We start from the raw sequence: 19,270 nt of genomic DNA, 5'->3' as shown, positions 1-19,270 counted from the left end.
ACGTTCGGAAACGAACGACGAATCGGCCCAAGCCCCACCGGACTGCCGCGGACTGCCAACCGACCTGACCGGACGACGAACGCACTTGGGCACTTGCACACGGGAGGCCCAGTGTCATCGATGGGACCCGCCGGCTGGGACGCCATGCGCTCGATGCGGCGCGCGGACGACCTCAAAGGCGTCACACTCACTCGCGGCGTGAAGCGCCGCATCCTGCGGTTCGCGCACCCTTACCGGCGCGACATCGCCCTGTTCATCGGGCTCGTCACGCTCATCGCCGCGATCGGCGTCGCCACGCCGGTCCTCGCCGGCGACATCGTCAACGAGCTCACCGGCGCCGACGGCACCCAGGCCGGGGTCGTCAGGATCGCCGCGATCATCGCCGGGCTCGCCCTCGCCGAGGGCCTGCTCAACCTCGCCATGCGCTGGTACGGCGCGAAGCTCGGCGAGGGCATCATCTTCGACCTGCGCCGGGCCGTGTTCGACCACGTCCAGTCCCAGCCGGTCGCGTTCTTCACCCGCTCGCAGACCGGCGCGCTGGTCTCGCGGCTGAACAACGACGTCATGGGCGCCCAGCGGGCGTTCACGAGCACCCTCTCCGGGCTCGTCTCCAACGGCATCGCCGTCGCGCTCATCATCGGCGTCATGTTCTTCCAGTCCTGGCAGATCACCCTGCTGTCGCTGGTCCTCGTCCCGGTGTTCCTGGTGCCCGCCAAGTGGGTCGGCCGCAAGCTCGCGGCGCTCACCAAGGAGTCCTTCGACCTGAACGCGGCCATGAACACCCAGATGGCCGAGCGGTTCAACGTCGGCGGCGCGATGCTCGTGAAGCTGTTCGGCCGCCCCGACACCGAGTCCGCGGAGTTCGCCGGGAAGGCCGACCGCGTGCGCGGCATCGGCATCACCACCGCGATGTACGCGCGCACGTTCATCGTCGCGCTCACCCTCGTCGCGGGCCTCTCGCAGGCCCTCGCGTACGGCCTCGGCGGCGCGCTCGTCTTCGCCGGGCAGCTCAGCGCCGGCACGGTCGTGACGCTCGCGCTGCTGCTCACGCGCCTGTACGGGCCGCTGACGGCCCTGTCGAACGTGCGCGTCGACGTCATGAGCGCCCTCGTGTCCTTCCAGCGCGTCTTCGAGGTCCTCGACCTCAAGCCGCTCATCGAGGAGAAGCCCGGCGCCCGCGAACTGCCCGCGGGCGCCGCGTCGATCAGCTTCCGCGACGTGCGCTTCCGCTACCCGGGCGCCGACGAGGTCTCCCTCGCGAGCCTGGAGGACCTGGCCCGCCCCGACCGCTCCGACACCGGCCGCGAGATCCTCCGCGGCGTCTCCTTCGACGTCGAGCCCGGGAAGCTCGTGGCCCTCGTCGGCCACTCCGGCGCCGGGAAGACCACCATGGCGGGCCTGGTGCCGCGCCTGTACGACGTGACCGGCGGTGCCGTCGAGGTCGGCGGCGTCGACGTGCGCGACCTCAAAGGCGAGTCCCTGTCGGCCAAGATCGGCATGGTCACCCAGGACGCGCACCTGTTCCACGACACCGTCCGCGAGAACCTCGCGTACGCCCGGCCCGAGGCCACCGACGAGGAGATCTGGGCGGCCCTGGACCGCGCGCAGATCGGCGACACCGTGCGCCGCCTCGAATCGGGGCTCGACACGGTCGTGGGCGAGCGCGGCTACCGGTTCTCCGGCGGCGAGAAGCAGCGCCTCGCGATCGCCCGCGTCCTGCTCAAGGCCCCGCCGATCGTCATCCTCGACGAGGCCACCGCCCACCTCGACTCCGAGTCCGAGGCCGCCGTCCAGCGCGCCCTCGACACGGCCCTGGAGGGCCGCACCTCCCTCGTCATCGCCCACCGGCTCTCCACCGTGCGCCGCGCCGACACGATCGTGGTCCTGGAGGACGGCGAGGTCGTCGAGTCGGGCGCCCACGACGACCTGGTGGTCCGCGGCGGGCTCTACGCGGAGCTGTACAAAACCCAGTTCGAGGAGCGCAGCGGATCGGACCAGGGCCTCGGCGAGGACCGCTCCGAAGGGGTGGAAATCGGTCCGGAGGGGCCCCTTTCGACCGCCGCATGAGTGACATGGGCCATATCCGCTCAGAGCGAAACCACATCGTCCCAGGTCAAAGCCTTACACGTGAGGACGATTTCATGCTGACGGGTTCCGAAAAAGCAGGCGTACTGTAGGGTCCAAAGGCCGCTTCGGTTCAATATCCGCCGAAGCGGTGAAGCGCCAGCAATGGCGGCACACCTCAGACCAATACGCCGACGCCCCAGCTAGGTACCCCCTGGATCGGGACTGCGGCGGGTCTGAACATCAACATCGCAAGGAAATGCAGTAATGGCGCAAGGCACCGTTAAATGGTTCAACGCGGACAAGGGCTTCGGCTTCATCGCTCCTGACGGCGACGGTCCGGACATCTTCGTCCACTTCACCGCGATCACCGGGAACGGCTACCGCTCCCTCGAAGAGAACCAGCGCGTGGAGTTCGAGATCGAAGCCGGCAAGAAGGGCCCGCAGGCCGCTAACCTGCGCGCTCTGTAGGCAATCGAGCACGAAGCCGCTGCCCTTCACTCCGAAGGACAGCGGCTTCTGTGGTGTCCGGGGCCATTCCGTGAACCGCCGCTCCGCATGCGAACGGACGGCCGTGCCCGTCGGAACGGACGATCCGCAAACCGATTGATGCCGCCGGGTCCGGACGGCACACTGTGTCGGTGAAAATCATCGAGTTCAACGCGGCCGACACCGATCCGATCGACCGGTCCTTCGCCATCCTCAACGCGGCGCACCACGCCGACGCGCCCGAGAACCCCACCTACACCGAGCGGTTCTTCCGGGCCCTGTTCACCCACCTCATGCCCGGCCGCGCCCGCCACTGGTTCGCGGCCGTCGGCGAGGACGGCGAGGCCGTCGCCTTCGCGCGCATCGGGTTCTTCACCGACGAGAACCTCGACCTCAGCCGCATCGAGGCGTACGTGCACCCCGACCACCGCGAAGGCAGCGTCGAGGCCGACCTGTTCGCGCACGTCGAGGCGTTCTCCCGCGCGCACGGCCGCACCACCATCGTCTCCTCCGCGCCCGTCCACTGGGAGGGCGGACCCGCCCGCGACGGCGCCCGCGCCGCGTTCCTCGCCTCCCGCGGCTACACGCTCGCGCTCACCACCGTCAACCGCCGCAGCCCCGTCGAGCCGTTCGGCGCCGACGAGGAGGAGCGCCGCCACGCCGAGGCCCTCGCGAAGGCCGGCGACGCCTACGAGGTCCGCCAGTGGATCGGCCCGATCCCCGACGACCTCCTGGACACCATGTGCCGCATGGACACCATGATCGTCAACGAGATCCCCCTCGGCGAACTCGACTTCGAGGTCGAGGAGATCACCCCGGAGAAGATGCGCGCCAAGGAGGCCGTCAACGAGGTCGAGGGCCGCACCTGGGTCATGTCCGTCGCCGTCGAGCGCGCCACCGGCGAGGTCCGCGCCTGGACCGAGATCGGCCTCGACGACGGCGACGACGTCAACGGCATGCAGGGCATCACCATCGTCGACCCCGCGCACCGCGGCCACCGCCTCGGCCTGCTCCTCAAGCTCGCGAACCTGCGCCTCGTGCGCGAGCACTCCCCGACGACGCAGTGGATCTGGACCGACAACGCCGACGTCAACGCCCCGATGATCGCCATCAACGAACTCATGGGCTACGCCACCGTCGACGCCAACGCCGAATACCAGCTCAAGGGCTGAACCCCGCAGGCGCCCTTGGGTTCACGATCCGGGGGCGCCCGCAGCGGACCCCGATCATGGACGGAACCGGCCATACTCGGGGCATGCAGATCACCCCCGTCGACCGCGCCGACGACCGCATGGCGGGCGAGATCCTCGCCCTCGTCAACGCGGTCCTCGACGCCGACGCCCCCGAGAACCGCCGCCCCGTCGAGCAGACCTTCCGCGCCGAGCTCCGACAGGACCGGCCCGGACTCGACATCGCGTACTTCGCCGCCGTCGAGGACGGCGCGCTCGCGGGCTACATCGGCATCGCGTTCCTGACCGGCGACAACCCCCACCTCGCCATGGCCGAGCTCATGGTCCGCCCCGACAAGCGCCGCCGCGGCATCGGCGCCGCCCTCCTCGCCCACTACGTCGACTACGCCGCCGAGCACGGCCGCACCGACCTCACCGCGGGCACCCTCACCACCTGGGGCGACGGCCCCCGCCGCCCCGGCACCGGCGCGGAGTTCCTGGAGCGCAACGGATTCAGCCTCGCGCTCGTCCAGGTCAACCGCCGCAGCCGCACCGACGCCCTCGGCCCCGAGGAGGAGCGGCTCCTGTGGGACCAGGCCGTCGCCGCCGCCGCGGACTACGAGGTCCGAACCTGGACCGGACCCGCCCCCGACGACCTCATCGAGTCCCTGTGCCGCCTCGACGCCATGACCCGCGTCGAGGTGCCCACCGGCGACGTCGAGATGGAGCCCGAGCGCGTCGATGTCGCGCGCGCCCGCGCCAAGGAGGCCCTCGCCGCCGCGATCCACGAGATCCCCGTCAAGGCCGCCGCCGTCCACCGCGCCACCGGCGAGGCCGTCGCCTACACCCACGTCCACGCCTACGCCGACCCCGCGGCCGCCCACGCCGCGCAGGGGATCACCATCGTCGACCCCGCCCACCGCGGCCACCGCCTCGGCATGCTCCTCAAGCTCGCGAACCTCCGGCAGCTGCGCGAGCGGTTCCCGCGCGTCGCCGAGATCTGGACCGAGAACGCCGACGTCAACGGCCACATGGTCGCCATCAACGACCAGCTCGGCTACGAGGCCGTGGACGCCCTCAGCGTCTACCAGCGCAAGCTCAAGCCCTGATAGGACCCGATTCCGAAATTCGGTTGCCGAGTGTCATACCCGCTGGTCAGACTGTGGACATGAGCAACCTCAAGATCATCGAACTCGACCCCGCCGACGACGATCTCGTCGCAGGCGCGTTCGAGGTCCTGCGCGCCGCCCACGCCGCCGACGCGCCCGAGGCCCCCGCGCCCCACCGGGGCAAGTTCACGCTGGGCCTGATCCACCCCCAGCCCGACCACCACGAGGCCACGTTCATCGCCGTGCGCGACGGACAGGTCCTCGGCACGGCCGAGGCCGGGTACCCGTCCCGCGAGAACCTCCACTTCGGCTGGGCGAGCATCCACACCCACCCCGACCACCGCCGCCAGGGCGTCGCGACGGCCCTCCTAGACCACTTCATCGCCGACGCCAAGGGCCGAGGACGCACCACCCTCACCCTGGACACGCGCCTCACCTGGGAAGACGGCATCGAACGATCGAAGGCCGGCCAGCTCTTCGCCGAGAAGCACGGCTTCGAGCAGGCCCTCACCTGGATCAACCGCCGCTGCGCCGTGGACGCCCTCGACCCCGAGGCCGAGCAGGCCCTCCTGGAGAAGGCCCAGGACGCCGCGGGCGACGCCTACGAGATCATCTCCTGGATCGGCCGCACGCCCGAGCACCTCGTCGACACCATGGCCCGCATCGACTCCACGATCATGTCCGAGGTCCCCCTCGGCGACCTGGAGCTCGGACCCGAGACCGTCGACGCGGAGCTCAAGAACGCCAAGGCCGACCGCAACGAGGCCATGGGCGTCACTCCGATCCAGACCATCGCCGTCGACAAGGCCACCGGCGAGGCCGTCGCCAACACCGCCGTGTTCGCCTACGACGACGCCGACTACCCGGACGCGTTCCAGGGCATCACCATCGTCAACCCCGAGCACCGCGGCCACCGTCTCGGCACGCTCCTGAAGATCCTCAACCTCCGCCTCGTGCGTGAGAACTTCCCGCAGGTGCGCCGCATCTGGACCGACAACGCCGACGTCAACGCCCCGATGATCGGCATCAACGTCGTGCTCGGCTACGAGATCCTCGACGGCGGCGCCGAGTTCCAGCGCAAGTTCGACGCCTAGCGCGAACCCCGAAAGGGTGTCTCCAGGCACAAGCCGACCGTGAGAGTGGCGACCGCTTCTCACGGTCGGCTATTGTTCTTAGCTGGCCCTAGTTCTTCATTGCAGAGGCCCGATCAGGCGCGTCCCGCCCCATCACCGTCGGCTCATGGTGAAACCGATATTCCGCGGAACGTGCGTCATTTACGAAGTCGTTCTCGCGGAAGGCGAACCATGACTCTTGACCAAACTGTGCCGGATGCTGCCATCAGTGAATCCGACATTGCTCCCGAAACCACTGAAACCCTCGAAACCTCCCCGTCGGAGGCCGCGGTGAGCGAGGCTCCCGCGACCGAGGCGACCCCGGCCGAGGCCCCCGCGGCCGACGCGGACGCCGAGCCCCTCAACGAGGAGTTCACCGTCCAGACCGACGAGGTCGCGGTGCCCGAGGGCCCGGGCTTCGACGAGCTCGGACTCCCCGAGAAGATCACGGCCGCGCTGGCGGAGCAGGGCATCATCACGCCGTTCCCGATCCAGGCCGCCACGATCCCGGACGCCATGGCCGGGCGCGACATCCTCGGCCGCGGCCAGACCGGCTCGGGCAAGACCCTGGCCTTCGGCCTGCCGACCCTGTCCCGCCTCGCGGCGGGCGGTCGCACCAAGGCCAAGCGGCCGCGCGCGATCATCCTGACCCCGACCCGCGAGCTCGCGATCCAGGTCGCCGAGTCGCTCCAGACCTTCGGCGACGCCGTCGGCATCGAGATGAAGGTCGTCTGCGGCGGCACCGCGTTCTCCCGCCAGATCGACGCGCTCCGCGCCGGGGTCGACATGCTCGTCGCCACCCCGGGCCGCCTGCGCGACCTGATCCGCCGCGGCGAGTGCTCGCTCGAAGACGTCGAGCTCGCGATCCTCGACGAGGCCGACCAGATGGCCGACATGGGCTTCCTGCCCGAGGTCGAGGAGCTGTTCGACCAGCTGCCCCAGGGCGGCCAGCGGATGCTCTTCTCGGCCACGCTGGAGGAGGAGATCGACGTCCTCGTCCGCAAGTACCTGTCGGAGCCCGTCGTCCACTCGGTCGACCCGCCGGCCGGCTCGGTCACCACGATGAGCCACCACCTGCTGCTCATCGGGCCGCGCGACAAGGCCACCATGACCGCCGCCGTCGCGGCCCGTCCGGGCCTGACGATGGTGTTCGTGCGGACCCAGCTCGCGGTGGACCGCATCGCCGAGGAGCTGCGCGAGCAGGGCGTCAACGCCGAGGGCCTCCACGGCGGCATGACCCAGGCGGACCGCTCGAAGGTCCTGGACCGCTTCAAGAACGGGCGCCTCGACGCGCTCGTGTGCACCGACGTCGCGGCCCGCGGCATCCACGTGGACGGCGTCGACATGGTCCTCCACGTCGACCCGCCGAAGACCCACAAGGACTACCTGCACCGCGCCGGGCGCACCGCCCGCGCCGGGCAGTCCGGCCACGTCGCGACCCTGGTGCTGCCGCACCAGAACCGCACGATGTTCAGCCTCATCGAGCGCGCCGGCGTGGAGGCCACCCGCCACTACGTCAACGACAACTTCGACGCCGAGCTGACCGCGCTCATGGGCGCCCGGAACTTCACCGACCTGCGCGCGGTGTCCTCCGAGCACCAGGCGTCCCGCAACGACGACGAGGTTAAGCGCCTCGAACGCCAGATCCAGCGCCTGAAGGAGGACGCCGAGGGCCTGCGCGCCGAGGCGACCCGCCTGCGCGAGCAGGCCGAGCGCGAGATCCTCGAAGGCCCGTCGAAGCGCCGCGACGACCGCGGCCCGCGCCGCGACCGCGACGACCGCGGTGGACGCGGGGGCTACGGCGGCGACCGCGGCAACCGCGGCGGCGGCTACCGGGGCAACCGCGAGGGCGGCGACCGCGGGGGCTACCGCGGGAACCGCGAGGGCGGGGACCGCGGCGGTTACCGGGGCAACCGCGAAGGCGGCGGCTACCAGGGCAACCGCGGCGGCGGCAGCTACGGCGACCGCGACAACCGCGGCGGCTACGGCGACCGGAACCGCGGGGGCTACGGCGACCGCGAGGGCGGCCGCAGCGGCGGCTACCAGGGGAACCGCGACGGCGGGGGCTACGGCAACCGCGGCGGCGGCTACCAGGGCAACCGTGACGGCGGCGGCTACCGGGGGAACCGCGAGGGCGGCTTCCGCGGCGGCGACGACCGCGGGCGCGGCGGCTACGGCGACCGCGACCGCGGCGAGCGCCGGGGCTACGGCGACCGCGAGCGCCGCGACCGCTGGTAGGCACTGACGACTGAACCGGGGCCGGTGAGGGACTTCCCTCACCGGCCCCGTTCGTCTTCTCTTGGGGAACCGGGTCCGGCGCTGCCGCAGTACCCTTGCGGGACCTCCTCGCCGCACCCTGAAAGGTCCTGAATGGACGCCGCTCCGCGCTCGGCCGCCGCACTCGGCATCGACTTCGGCACCCACAACACGGTCGCCGCGGTCCTGCGCGGCGACGGGCGGCGGCACCAGATCCTCTTCGACGGCCATCCGCTCCTGCCGTCAGGAATATATATCGACCACGATGGACTCCTGTTGGTCGGCAGGGACGCGGCGAGGGAGGCCCGCCGCCACCCGCACCGCTACGAGCGCAACCCCAAGCTCCGCCTCGACGCGCCCTCGCTCCTGCTGGGGGACAGGGAGGTCCCGGTCCGGGACGCCGTGTGCGCCGTCCTGCGCCGGGTCCTCGCCGAGTGCACCGCGGTCGCCGGGGCGCCCCGGTCGGTCACGATCACCGTCCCCGCCGGGTGGGGCCCGAACCGCCGCCACATCGTCGCCGACGCCGCTCTGGCGGCCGGGATGCCCGCCCCGCTGCTCCTGCCCGAGCCCGTCGCGGCGGCCCGCTACTTCGCGGAGGTCCTCGGGCACCGGATGGAGCCCGGGCGAGCCGTCGTCGTGTACGACCTGGGCGCGGGCACGTTCGACGCGAGCGCGGTCGCCTTCGGGCCCGACGGCTTCGAGGTGCTCGCCGTGGACGGCTCGGACCGCGTCGGCGGGCACTATCTGGACCAGGAGCTCGTGGACTACCTCGGCGGGCGCTTCGCGGGGACCGAGGAGCGGTCGTCGGCGTGGCGGGCGCTCCTCGACCCGGACGCGGGCGGCGAGGTGCTGCGGGCCCGGTTCCAGCTCTACGACGAGGTGCGCGAGGCGAAGGAGCGGCTCTCGCGCCGCTCGACCACGGAGGTCCTCGTCCCGGGCTTCGCCGCCGAGGAGCTGCTGACCCGCGCGGAACTCGACCTCCTGGCCCGGCCGCTCCTGGCGCGGACCGTCGCGATCACGAAGGCGGTGATCCGCGAGGCGCGGCTCGCGCCCGAGCAGGTCGCGGGCGTCTTCATGGTCGGCGGCGCGAGCCGGATGCCCTTGGCCGCCACGATGATCCACCAGGAACTCGGCATCGCCCCGACGATGATCGAGCAGCCCGAACTGGTCGTCAGCGAAGGCGCCGTGGCGGTCGCGGACCAGCCGGCGACCCCTGCGGCGGCGCCGCCCCCGGCCCTCCCGCTCACCGTCGTGCCGCCTCCGGGCCCGGTCACGGTGGCGCAGCCGCTCGTCCCGCCCCCGACAGGCCCGGCCACGGCCGTCCAACCGGTCGTCCCGCCGCGGCGCCGGGGCCTGCCGGTGGCGCTCCTCGCCCTCGCCTCGGTCCTCGCGGTCGCCCTGATCGGCGGCGGCGCCTGGTGGCTGAGCGGCCTCGACGGCCAAGCGGCGGAAGAGGACCCGACCACGGCGGCGGCGGAGACGTCCACTGCGGAGTCCGAGGACCCCGCCTCCCCGCTCGTCTCGAACACCCCCGAACCCGAGGAGACGACCTCCGACGATCCCGGGCCGCTCACCGGCGAGGTCTACTGGAACTGCCCCCAGACCCGCTCCTACTGCGCCGACCAGGGCGGCGAACCGGGCATCCGCGGCTCGGCCGACGACGTCACCGCGATCGGCTACGCCGCCGTGGGCACGGTCTTCGAGCTCGTCTGCTACGAGCGGGCGGACCTGATCACGCCGCGCGGCAACGAGGACGAAGAGGGGTTCTGGGACTACCACGAGGGCAAGGACGCCTCGGACGTCATGGTCCGGGTCGTCCTGGGCGAGAACGAATACGGGTACATCCCGTTCGTGTGGCTCGTCATCGACCCGGCCGACGTCAACTCCCTGGGCGGCCTGGCCGAGTGTTAGCCCGGGCGGGCGGTGGGGCCCGCCCGGACGTCTCTCCTAGGCCGCGGCGGGGGCCGGTTCGACCGCCGCCTCGTCCTTCTTCTTGTTGAGCCACAAACTGTCGAGCGCGAGCAGCCCGCCGCCGGAGAACCCGATGGCGATGGCGAACACGGCCAGCGTCAGCACGTACTCGTACCCGCCGTTCATCGAGAAGAACCCGCCGTCGAGGTGCACGAAGTACATCGCGCCGAGCATGACCGCGGCGAGCGCGAGCCCGACGAGCGGCAGCAGCGCGCCCGCGATGAGCAGGAAGCCGCCGACGAGCTCGGTCGTGGCCGCGAAGTAGGCGGACAGCGTGGGTGCCGGGATTCCCATGCCCTCGAAGCCTTGCGCGGTCGCGTCGATCCCGTTGGTGCTCCACTTCTGCCAGCCGTGCGCGATGAACACGACGCCGAGCGCGACGCGTCCGATCAACAGCCCTATCGGTTGGAGTCTTGCGATCACATTGCCTCCCAAAGGGGGATGCTGCCCGATCCCGGGCAGTCTTAGTTGACTGTTCAACTAACCCGTGAGCATACCAATCCCGATGGGTCTGTGTAAATATGACCCACCTTCAGATATCTAACGTGATTTGCGCGCTAAAGCCCCACCCACAACAACCCCCGACAGGAGTACTCTGTCGGCTTCGGCCGCAACGACTCAGCCTTCAGCGACCGCCCGGTGGAGGTCCACGCCCCGGTCCGCGAGCGCCTTCCGGACCGCGTCCGTGTCCGGCGCCGCCGCGAACAGGGGAGCGATGAGCGCCTTGGGATCGAACGGCCGCCCGTCGGCGCCGACGAGTCCGGTCCCCTCGCCCCAACGGATCTCGGCGCGCATCTCCTGCGACCGGAACGCCGCCATCGCGACCGTCGAGGCGAGGCCGCCCGCCGGGAACCCGCGCCGGTCCAGCTCCAGGAACAGCGCGTCGCGGCGCCCCGTGTCGATCTCGGCCAGCAGCCCTTCCAGGCTCGCCCGCGACGGGCCGAGCAGCCCGCCGAGTACCTGGTAGGAGCGGGCCGCCCTGGCGCAGTGCCTGTGGTGCTCCACCCGGTCGGCGACCTCCTCCCAGGAAGCGCGCACCGTGCCGGGGGACTTCCACATGACGTCGACCATGGCCGCGACGCGGTGATCGGGGAACAGGCTCAGCGCAGGCGCCTCATCGCCCGGTCTGGCCTCGCCCGGCACTTCGACGAGCGCGGCGACCCTCTTCGCAAGCGACGGATGCGTGGCGTTCCAAGCGGTTCGGCCCGACAGAGGCTCGGCGCGCAGCGCCGCGCGCTCCTCCGCCAGCGCGTCGAGGAAGCGGGCGAACCCGCCCGAGACGTCGAACGGCAGCAGGCCGACCTCCACCGCCGGTTGCAGGTGCGTTGTGAGGAACCGGGCCCACATGCGGTCGAGCACCTGGATCTCGGCGATCGTCGACCACGTGTTCGGCCCGCCCGCGTAGGCGGCCGCCGCCCGGTCGCCCGCGAGCACGCGGGCTCCCGTGATCCGCGACGTCGCCGCGAAGCAGAGTGCTGCGTATGGCCACAACAGCAGGTTCAGCGGGTTCGCTGGGTACTTCGCGAACAGCCCCGTGAGGTACAGGTGCCAACCCCAGACCCGGCCCTCGACCGACAAGCCCGCCGTCGCCGATCCGCCCATGTGGACCGCGAGCATCGCCCGGAACAGGCCGACCGTCCGGGGCGTGAACACGTCGACACCGATGAGGAGCACGGTCCGCCGCACCCCGTGACGCGAGGTCCGCTGCGTGTAGACGCCGGAGCCGTTGTCGACGAGGATCTCGTCCGGCACCGTTCCGCCGACGGCGGCGGCGACCTCCTCGACCAGCGCCCACAGCTCCGGCGCCCGTTCCCGGTCCACCGATTCGCCTTGCAGCGGCTCGGGGAGGTCGCGGAGCGCGGCCACCGGTGTGATGAGCAGAACCGCCGCGACGAGAAACCAGCCGAGGAGGACACCGGCCGTCGACGCGTCGATCGACTGCGCCAGCGGAATGACGAGCGCGCTCAGCAGCGCCGCCGACAACAGCGCCCAAGGCGCGAACCCCCACAACAGGACGAGGGTCATGACGCAGGCGAACTTCGAAGCCGTCCGTGCAGGGTGAGGTTGGAGTGGTGCAGAGGGGTTCACGCCGGAATCGTAGACGAGCCCGGTTCGGATCCGGTCCTCAGTGGCGGCGGACCGCTTCTTCGACCAGTTGGAGGATGCGGGTGATCTCCAGGTCGTCGCGGCCGGTGGCGAGGTAGCGGACGAGGCCGTCGTACATGAGCTGGAGGAAGCCGGCGAGGACGTCGATGTCGACGTCGGTGCGCAGGACGCCGATCTCGCGCTGGTGCTCCAGGCGCTCGCGGCTCGCCTCGGCGATGGCCTCGCGGCGGCGGCCCCATGCCTCGGCGAACTCGGGGTCGGTGCGCAGGCGCCGCGCAACCTCAAGCTGCGTCCCCAGCCACCCGGAGATCTCCGGCTTGTCGGCCCCCGCGGTCAGGTCCTGCATGACGCCGACCAGGCCCCGCTCGGCCACCGTCGCCGCCATCTCGGCCGCGTCGACCGACGCGACCGCCAGGAACAGGGCGTCCTTGTCCCGGAAGTGGTGGAAGATCGCCCCGCGGGAGAGCCCGGTGGCCTCTTCGAGCCGCCGCACCGTCGCGCCCTCGTACCCGAATTTGGCGAAGCACGAGCGGGCGCCGTCCAGGATCTGCTGGCGGCGCGAGTCGAGGTGTTCTTGGCTGACGCGAGGCACCCGGCAATCTTGCCACCTGGGATTGGCCCCGGGCCATCGAGTCGCCTACCGTTGTCCCCATGGACAGGTGCGGACGGCAGGGGAGCGGCACATTGGCACAGCATTCATTCCGGTCAGGGCGGCGGGGGGTGACGGGCGGGTGAAGCTCAGCGATTTCTGGGACCGGATGGACGAGACCTTCGGTCCCGCCTACGCCAAGTCGGTGGCCTCCGACCACACCATCGGGCAGCTCGGGGGCCGCACCATCGACCAGGCGCTCGCCGAGGGCGAGAACGCGAAAGCGGTGTGGATGGCGGTGTGCCGGGCCTGGCCCGAGCGGATCCCGGCGCGGCTCGTGCGCTGACCCGCGGATCGCTCGTGTTGCGAGTTGCGCCGTGTTCGAACAAGCCGTTGTCCTACGTTGTCGGAGGGTGCGGCTACCGTATTCGACATGGCTAAGCAGACAGGATCCAAGGGAGGCGGGATGAACTCCGCTCAGGACAAGGCTAAGGCGCTCGATCTCGCGCTGGCCCAGATCGACAAGCAGTTCGGCAAGGGCTCGGTCATGCGACTGGGGGAGAAGCCGAAGCAGAACGTCAAGACCATCTCGACCGGATCCATCGCGCTCGACGTGGCCCTCGGGGTCGGCGGCCTGCCGCAGGGCCGCATCATCGAGATCTACGGCCCGGAGTCGAGCGGTAAGACCACGATCGCGCTCCACGCCATGGCGAACGTGCAGGCCGAGGGCGGCGTGGCCGCGATGATCGACGCCGAGCACGCGCTCGACCCGATCTACGCCGAGAAGCTGGGCGTGAACGTCGACGACCTCCTGGTCTCGCAGCCGGACACCGGCGAGCAGGCCCTGGAGATCGCCGACATGCTGGTCCGCTCCGGCGCGGTCGACCTCATCGTCATCGACTCGGTGGCCGCGCTCGTGCCGCGCGCCGAGATCGAGGGCGAGATGGGCGACTCGCACGTGGGCCTCCAGGCCCGGCTCATGAGCCAGGCGCTGCGGAAGATCACCGGCGGCTTGAACACCACCGGCACCACGATGATCTTCATCAACCAGCTCCGCGAGAAGATCGGCGTCATGTTCGGCTCGCCCGAGACCACCGCGGGCGGCAAGGCGCTCAAGTTCTACGCCTCGGTGCGCCTCGACATCCGCCGCATCGAGACGCTGAAGGACGGCGGCGAGGCCGTCGGCAACCGCACCCGCGTCAAGGTCGTCAAGAACAAGGTCGGCTCGCCGTTCCGGCAGGCCGAGTTCGACATCCTCTACGGCATCGGCGTGTCCAAGGAGGGCTCGCTGATCGACATGGGCGTCGAGCACGGCATCGTCAAGAAGTCGGGCGCCTGGTACACGTACGAGGGCGACCAGCTCGGCCAGGGCAAGGAGAAGGCCCGGGCGAACCTCAAGGAGAACCCGGACCTCGCGCTGGAGATCGAGAAGCGGATCAAGGAGAAGCTCGGCGTCGACGCCGCCGCGGCCGACGCCCCCGCCAAGATCGAGGACGAGCTTGAAGAAGCCGAAGTCGACTTCTAAGCCGAACGACCCGGAAGAGGCCCGGCAGTACTGTCTCCAACTGCTGTCGGGCCGGCCCCGGACGCGCACCGAGCTCGGGGACTCCATGCGCCGCAAGGGGTTCGAAGAGCACGTCGTCTCCGAGATCCTGGAGCGGTACTCGGAGGTCGGCCTCATCGACGACGCGGTCTTCGCCCGCGCCTGGGTCGAGTCCCGCCACCGCTCCCGAGGCCTGTCGAAGCGGTCCCTGGTCGGCGAGCTGCGCCGCAAGGGCGTCGACCCGGACTTCATCGACGCCGCCGTCGAGCAGGTCACCGACGAGGACGAACGCGAAGCGGCCCTGGAACTCGCCCGCCGCCGCTACCGCTCGCTCGCCGGGCAGAGCGACGACGCCGTGCTCCGCAAGCTCGTCGGCATGCTCGCCCGCAAGGGCTACGGCTCCGGCATCGCGATCCCGGTGGTCAAGCAGGTCCTCGCCGAGGCCGAGAGCGACGCCGCGGCCCTGCTGGACGAGGACGCCCACTTCGAGTGACCCGGCGATGTCTTCTAGCGATCCCGCGATGTCACACCCGCCGGGCACCATCGAAGCCGGGGGCGACTGCGGATTGAGGAATGCTCGGGTTCGGTGGCGCCCCCGCTTTCAAGCGTCGCTCGGGGGTACGACACCGGCGGGGCCGGGTGTTCCATCATCCGGAATGCGGCAGGTCGGTAAGGAGCCGTTAACGCGATCGACATACCATTGCCGCTGACGACGCAGCGCCGCGCCCGGTCCTCCGTTGCTCCTTACCTTTGCGAGGTATCCATGACCGAACCGAAACCCGTGGTGGTCATCGCCGACCCACTCGCGCCCGCTGCGATCGACGTGCTCTCCGGGGACTTCGACGTCCGGGAGATCGACGGGACGGACGTGGGCTCCCTCCACGCCGCGCTGGTCGAGGCCGACGCCGTGATCGTCAGGTCCGCGACCACCATCGACGCCGCCGCGCTCGAACACGCGCCGAAGCTCAAGGTCGTCGCCCGCGCGGGCGTGGGCCTCGACAACGTCGACCTGCCCGCCGCCACCGAGCGCGGCGTCATGGTCGTCAACGCGCCGACCTCGAACATCGTGTCCGCCGCCGAGCAGGCCATCACGCTGCTGCTCGCCAGCGCCCGCCACATCGCGCGCGCCGACGCGTCGCTGCGCGCGGGCCGGTGGGACCGCAAGAAGTTCACCGGGGTCGAGATCCAGGGCAAGACGCTCGGCGTGGTCGGCTTCGGCAAGATCGGGCAGCTCGTCACGACCCGTATGCAGGCGTTCGACATGGACGTGGTCGCGTACGACCCGTACGCCCAGCCCGCGCTCGCCGCGAAGCTCGGGGTGCGGCTGGTCGACCTCGACACGCTGCTGTCGCTCGCCGACTTCATCACCATCCACCTCCCGAAGACCCCCGAGACCGTGGGGATCATCGGCGAGGACGCGCTCAACAAGGTCAAGCCGGGCGTGCGGATCGTCAACGCCGCGCGCGGCGGGCTGATCGACGAGGAGGCGCTCGCCGCCGCGCTCCAGGACGGCCGCGTCGCGGCCGCGGGGCTCGACGTGTTCGTGAAGGAGCCGTGCACGGACTCGCCGCTGTTCGCGCTCGACAACGTCGTCGCCGCGCCGCACCTGGGCGCGTCGACGCGCGAGGCACAGGACAACGCGGGCCTGGCGGTGGCGAAGAGCGTGAAGCTCGCGCTGTCGGGGGAGTTCGTGCCGGACGCGGCGAACGTGCAGGCCGGGGGTGTGGTCCACGAGGAGGTGCGGCCGCTGCTGGCGCTGGCGGAGCGCCTGGGCCGGACGTTCAACTCGCTGGCCGGTTCGGCCGTGCAGTCGGTGACGGTGGAGGTCCGCGGGGAGGTCGTCGCGCACGATGTGACGGTGCTCCAGCTGGCGGCCTCGAAGGGCCTGTTCGTGGACGTGGCCGACTCGGTGACGTACGTGAACGCGCCGCTGGTGGCCGAGCAGCGCGGGGTCGAGGTGGGCCTGTACACGTCGCCGGAGTCGCCGGAGTACCAGACGCTGGTGACGCTGCGCGGGGCGATGGTCGACGGCCGGGGCCTCCAGGTCTCGGGGACGATCAGCTCCGGGCCGCACGGCGGCCCGCGGCTGACGGACATCGACGGGTTCGAGCTGGACATCGACCTGGACGGGTCGCTGCTGTTCCTGCGGTACACGGACCGGCCCGGCGTGGTCGGCCTGATCGGCGGGGCGATCGGCGACCTGAACATCAACATCGCCGCGATGCAGGTGGCGCGCAAGGCGGCCGGGGGCGAGGCGGTCATGGCGATCGCGCTCGACGCGCCGGTGCCGGCCGAGGTGTTGGGCCGCGTCAAGGACTCGGTGGGGGCGACCGGCGCGAAGGCCGTGACCCTCCAGGACTGAGGGATTCACTGAATCCCCTGCGTCTCAGCCGTTCCATCTGCTGAGAGCCGTTCGTCGGAATGCGGGACGGGTGCGTTATGGTGAACGCACCCGCCCCGCATTCCCCGTTCCCGGCCCAGTCGCCGGACGGGTCCGAGTGCGCGGGGCGTCGAGGAAACGGAAACCAGAGAGGCACCATGAGCAGGATCGCGGTCATCGCCGGCGACGGCATCGGGCAAGAGGTCACCGCCGAGGCCCAGAAGGTGCTCGCCGTGGCCCTCCCGGGCTACGAGTACACCGAGTACGACCTGGGTGCGCGCCTGTACAACCGGACCGGCGAGATCCTCCCCGACACCGTGCTGTCCGAACTGGACGAGCACGACGCGATCCTCCTGGGCGCCATCGGCGACCCGACCGTCCCGCCGGGGGTCCTCGAACGCGGCCTGCTGCTGAAGCTGCGCTTCGAGTTCGACCAGTACGTGAACCTGCGGCCGAGCCGCCTGTACCCGGGCGCGTCCTCGCCGCTGGCGGACGTCAAGCCCGGCGACATCGACTTCGTGGTGGTCCGCGAGGGCACCGAGGGCCTGTACACCGGCGCCGGGGGGAACCTCCACACCGGCTCGCCCGCGGAGATCGCGACCGAGGAGTCCCTGAACACGCGGTACGGCACGGAGCGGGTCGTCCGCGACGCGTTCGAGCGCGCCCGCCGCCGCCGCGGCCACCTGACGCTCGTCCACAAGACGAACGTGCTGGTCCACGCGGGCGGGCTGTGGAAGCGCGCGTTCGACGACGTGGCCGCCGAGTACCAGGACGTGACCACCGAGTACCAGCATGTGGATGCCGCGGCGATGTTCCTGGTGAACCGGCCGCACACGTTCGACGTGATCGTCACCGACAACCTGTTCGGCGACATCCTCACCGACATCGCCGCCGCCGTCACCGGCGGGATCGGGCTGGCCGCGACCGGTTCGATCAACCCCGACCACACGCACCCGTCGACGTTCGAGCCCGTGCACGGCTCGGCCCCGGACATCGCCGGGCAGGGGATCGCCGACCCGGTCGCCGCGATCTCCTCCACCGCGCTCCTGCTGGAGCACCTCGGCCGCGCCGACGCCGCCGTGGCCGTCAACGCCGCCGTGGAGCGCGAGCTCGCGTCCCGCGACAGCGGGACCCAGATCCGCACCGGCGAAGTAGGCGACCGAGTAGCCGCCGACGTCGCCGGACAGCTCAGCTAGACCCAAGCAACAGCTTCAGCGCCCGGCGGGCCCGCGTTCGACCAGAACGCCTCGCCGGGCGTTTTTCCGTGTCAGGACCCTGACGGAAGCCTGCCGCCCGACCACCTGAACGAGCGGTAAGTTAAGCATCAGGACCAGTAACGACAAGCACACTCGACCTTGTGAACCCGAAGGACAGATCATGACCACCGACGGTCTTCCCGACCTCAGGCGCGAGCCGCACCCGAACCCGACCCCCGACGCCGAGCGCGAGGCCATCCTCGCCGACCCCGTCTTCGGGACCGTGTTCACCGACCACATGTTCACGATGACCTGGACCGAGGGCCGCGGCTGGCACAGCGCCACCCTCAAGCCGTTCGGGCCGCTCACCCTCTCCCCGGCGGCCGCGGTCCTGCACTACGCCCAGGAGATCTTCGAGGGCCTCAAGGCCTACCGCCACGAGGACGGCTCCCTCGGCCTGTTCCGGGCCGAGGCCAACGCGCGGCGCCTGAACATCTCCGCGACCCGCATGGCCATGCCGCACCTCCCCGAGGAGTGGTTCCTCGCCTCGATCCGCGAGCTCCTCGCCGTGGACGGCGACTGGGTCCCCAGCCAGGACGAGGCCACGCTCTACCTGCGCCCGTACATGATCGCCTCCGAGTCGTTCCTCGGCGTGCGGCCCGCGAAGGAGTACCTGTACCTGCTCATCGCCTCGCCCGCGGCGGCGTACTTCAAGGGCGGCCCCAAGCCCCTGACGCTGTGGGTGTCCGAGGAGTACAACCGGGCCGGACCGGGCGGCACCGGCGCGGCGAAGGCCGGCGGGAACTACGCCGCGAGCCTCCTGCCCCAGTCAGAGGCGATCGAGCACGGCTGCGACCAGGTCATCTTCCTGGACGCCGTGGAGTACAAGTACGTCGACGAACTCGGCGGCATGAACCTGTTCTTCGCGTACGAGAACGAGCGGGTGCTCTACACCCCCGAACTGGGCACCATCCTCCCCGGCATCACCCGCGACGCGATCCTCACCCTCGCCACCGAGGCCGGCTGGGAGGTCCGCGAGGCGAAGTACTCGATCGACCGCTGGCGCGAGGACGCCGAGTCGGGCCTGCTCACCGAGGCGTTCGCGTGCGGCACCGCCGCCGTGATCACGCCCGTCGGGACCGTGAAGGGACGCAAGGGCGCGTTCACCATCGGCGGCGGCGAGGCCGGGAAGTTCACGATGCAGCTGCGCCAGACGCTCCTGGACCTCCAGTACGGGCGGACCGAGGACACCCACAACTGGATCACCACCCTCGGCTGACCTGCGC

Annotated in this window: 16 protein-coding genes; 13 read left to right on the top strand and 3 right to left on the bottom strand. The window is 70.9% G+C overall.

What is annotated here, in order from left to right; translation table 11 throughout:
• Nucleotides 1-93: 93 nt before the first annotated feature.
• The 7 genes from ACFFXY_RS18010 (at nt 94) to ACFFXY_RS17980 (ending at nt 10,110) form a co-directional block, all read left to right on the top strand.
• Nucleotides 94-2,067 carry an ABC transporter ATP-binding protein gene (locus ACFFXY_RS18010; RefSeq protein WP_382353545.1) on the top strand — a complete coding sequence of 658 codons (1,974 nt, stop codon included), beginning with the start codon at nt 94-96 and terminating at the stop codon, nt 2,065-2,067.
• Nucleotides 2,068-2,331: 264 nt separating this feature from the next.
• Complete coding sequence (locus ACFFXY_RS18005; protein WP_359954892.1) at nt 2,332-2,535, top strand: cold-shock protein; 204 nt, start codon at nt 2,332-2,334, stop codon at nt 2,533-2,535.
• A 170-nt stretch (nt 2,536-2,705) separates the two neighbouring features.
• Nucleotides 2,706-3,725, top strand: coding sequence for a GNAT family N-acetyltransferase (locus ACFFXY_RS18000; RefSeq protein WP_382353541.1), 1,020 nt, complete (start codon nt 2,706-2,708; stop codon nt 3,723-3,725).
• Nucleotides 3,726-3,808: 83 nt separating this feature from the next.
• Complete coding sequence (locus ACFFXY_RS17995; RefSeq protein ID WP_382353538.1) at nt 3,809-4,831, top strand: GNAT family N-acetyltransferase; 1,023 nt, start codon at nt 3,809-3,811, stop codon at nt 4,829-4,831.
• Nucleotides 4,832-4,890: 59 nt separating this feature from the next.
• Nucleotides 4,891-5,925, top strand: coding sequence for a GNAT family N-acetyltransferase (locus ACFFXY_RS17990; RefSeq protein ID WP_382353535.1), 1,035 nt, complete (start codon nt 4,891-4,893; stop codon nt 5,923-5,925).
• 309 nt (nt 5,926-6,234) lie between these two features.
• Nucleotides 6,235-8,181, top strand: a complete 1,947-nt coding sequence (locus tag ACFFXY_RS17985; protein ID WP_382353532.1) for a DEAD/DEAH box helicase — start codon at nt 6,235-6,237, stop codon at nt 8,179-8,181.
• A 132-nt stretch (nt 8,182-8,313) separates the two neighbouring features.
• A complete protein-coding gene (locus tag ACFFXY_RS17980) occupies nt 8,314-10,110 on the top strand; it encodes an Hsp70 family protein (RefSeq protein WP_382353529.1) in 1,797 nt (598 codons plus the stop codon).
• 36 nt (nt 10,111-10,146) lie between these two features.
• Here ACFFXY_RS17980 and ACFFXY_RS17975 read toward each other — a convergent pair whose 3' ends face one another.
• The 3 genes from ACFFXY_RS17975 to ACFFXY_RS17965 form a co-directional block, all read right to left on the bottom strand.
• Complete coding sequence (locus tag ACFFXY_RS17975) at nt 10,147-10,563, bottom strand: DoxX family protein (protein WP_382353526.1); 417 nt, start codon at nt 10,561-10,563, stop codon at nt 10,147-10,149.
• Between the two features lie 225 nt (nt 10,564-10,788).
• Nucleotides 10,789-12,258, bottom strand: coding sequence for a M48 family metalloprotease (locus tag ACFFXY_RS17970; RefSeq protein ID WP_382353522.1), 1,470 nt, complete (start codon nt 12,256-12,258; stop codon nt 10,789-10,791).
• 37 nt (nt 12,259-12,295) lie between these two features.
• Nucleotides 12,296-12,868 carry a TetR/AcrR family transcriptional regulator gene (locus ACFFXY_RS17965; protein ID WP_382353519.1) on the bottom strand — a complete coding sequence of 191 codons (573 nt, stop codon included), beginning with the start codon at nt 12,866-12,868 and terminating at the stop codon, nt 12,296-12,298.
• Between the two features lie 139 nt (nt 12,869-13,007).
• Here ACFFXY_RS17965 and ACFFXY_RS17960 point away from each other — a divergent pair, with 139 nt between their 5' ends.
• From ACFFXY_RS17960 to ACFFXY_RS17935, 6 genes are all read left to right on the top strand, one after another.
• On the top strand, nt 13,008-13,211 hold the full coding sequence (locus ACFFXY_RS17960) for a DUF3046 domain-containing protein (RefSeq protein WP_382353516.1): 204 nt from the start codon (nt 13,008-13,010) through the stop codon (nt 13,209-13,211).
• Nucleotides 13,212-13,331: 120 nt separating this feature from the next.
• Nucleotides 13,332-14,390, top strand: coding sequence for a recombinase RecA (recA, locus tag ACFFXY_RS17955; protein WP_359954869.1), 1,059 nt, complete (start codon nt 13,332-13,334; stop codon nt 14,388-14,390).
• Entirely contained in the window at nt 14,365-14,901 is a 537-nt protein-coding gene (locus ACFFXY_RS17950; RefSeq protein WP_382353511.1) for a regulatory protein RecX, read from the top strand. The genes recA and ACFFXY_RS17950 overlap by 26 nt, the downstream gene beginning before the upstream one ends.
• A 270-nt stretch (nt 14,902-15,171) precedes the next feature.
• Nucleotides 15,172-16,770 carry a phosphoglycerate dehydrogenase gene (gene serA / locus ACFFXY_RS17945; RefSeq protein ID WP_382353508.1) on the top strand — a complete coding sequence of 533 codons (1,599 nt, stop codon included), beginning with the start codon at nt 15,172-15,174 and terminating at the stop codon, nt 16,768-16,770.
• 176 nt (nt 16,771-16,946) lie between these two features.
• The gene (locus tag ACFFXY_RS17940; RefSeq protein ID WP_382353505.1) at nt 16,947-17,984 is read left to right on the top strand and encodes a 3-isopropylmalate dehydrogenase; all 1,038 of its coding nucleotides are present in this window, start codon (nt 16,947-16,949) and stop codon (nt 17,982-17,984) included.
• A gap of 181 nt (nt 17,985-18,165) precedes the next feature.
• A complete protein-coding gene (locus ACFFXY_RS17935) occupies nt 18,166-19,263 on the top strand; it encodes a branched-chain amino acid aminotransferase (RefSeq protein ID WP_382353502.1) in 1,098 nt (365 codons plus the stop codon).
• Nucleotides 19,264-19,270 lie beyond the last annotated feature (7 nt).

The organism is Glycomyces mayteni (assembly GCF_042428885.1).
In the GTDB taxonomy this organism is placed as follows: Bacteria; Actinomycetota; Actinomycetes; order Mycobacteriales; family Micromonosporaceae; genus Glycomyces; species Glycomyces mayteni.
Note: the sequence above shows the minus strand (reverse complement) of the source record. Positions and strands in the feature narration are given on the sequence as shown.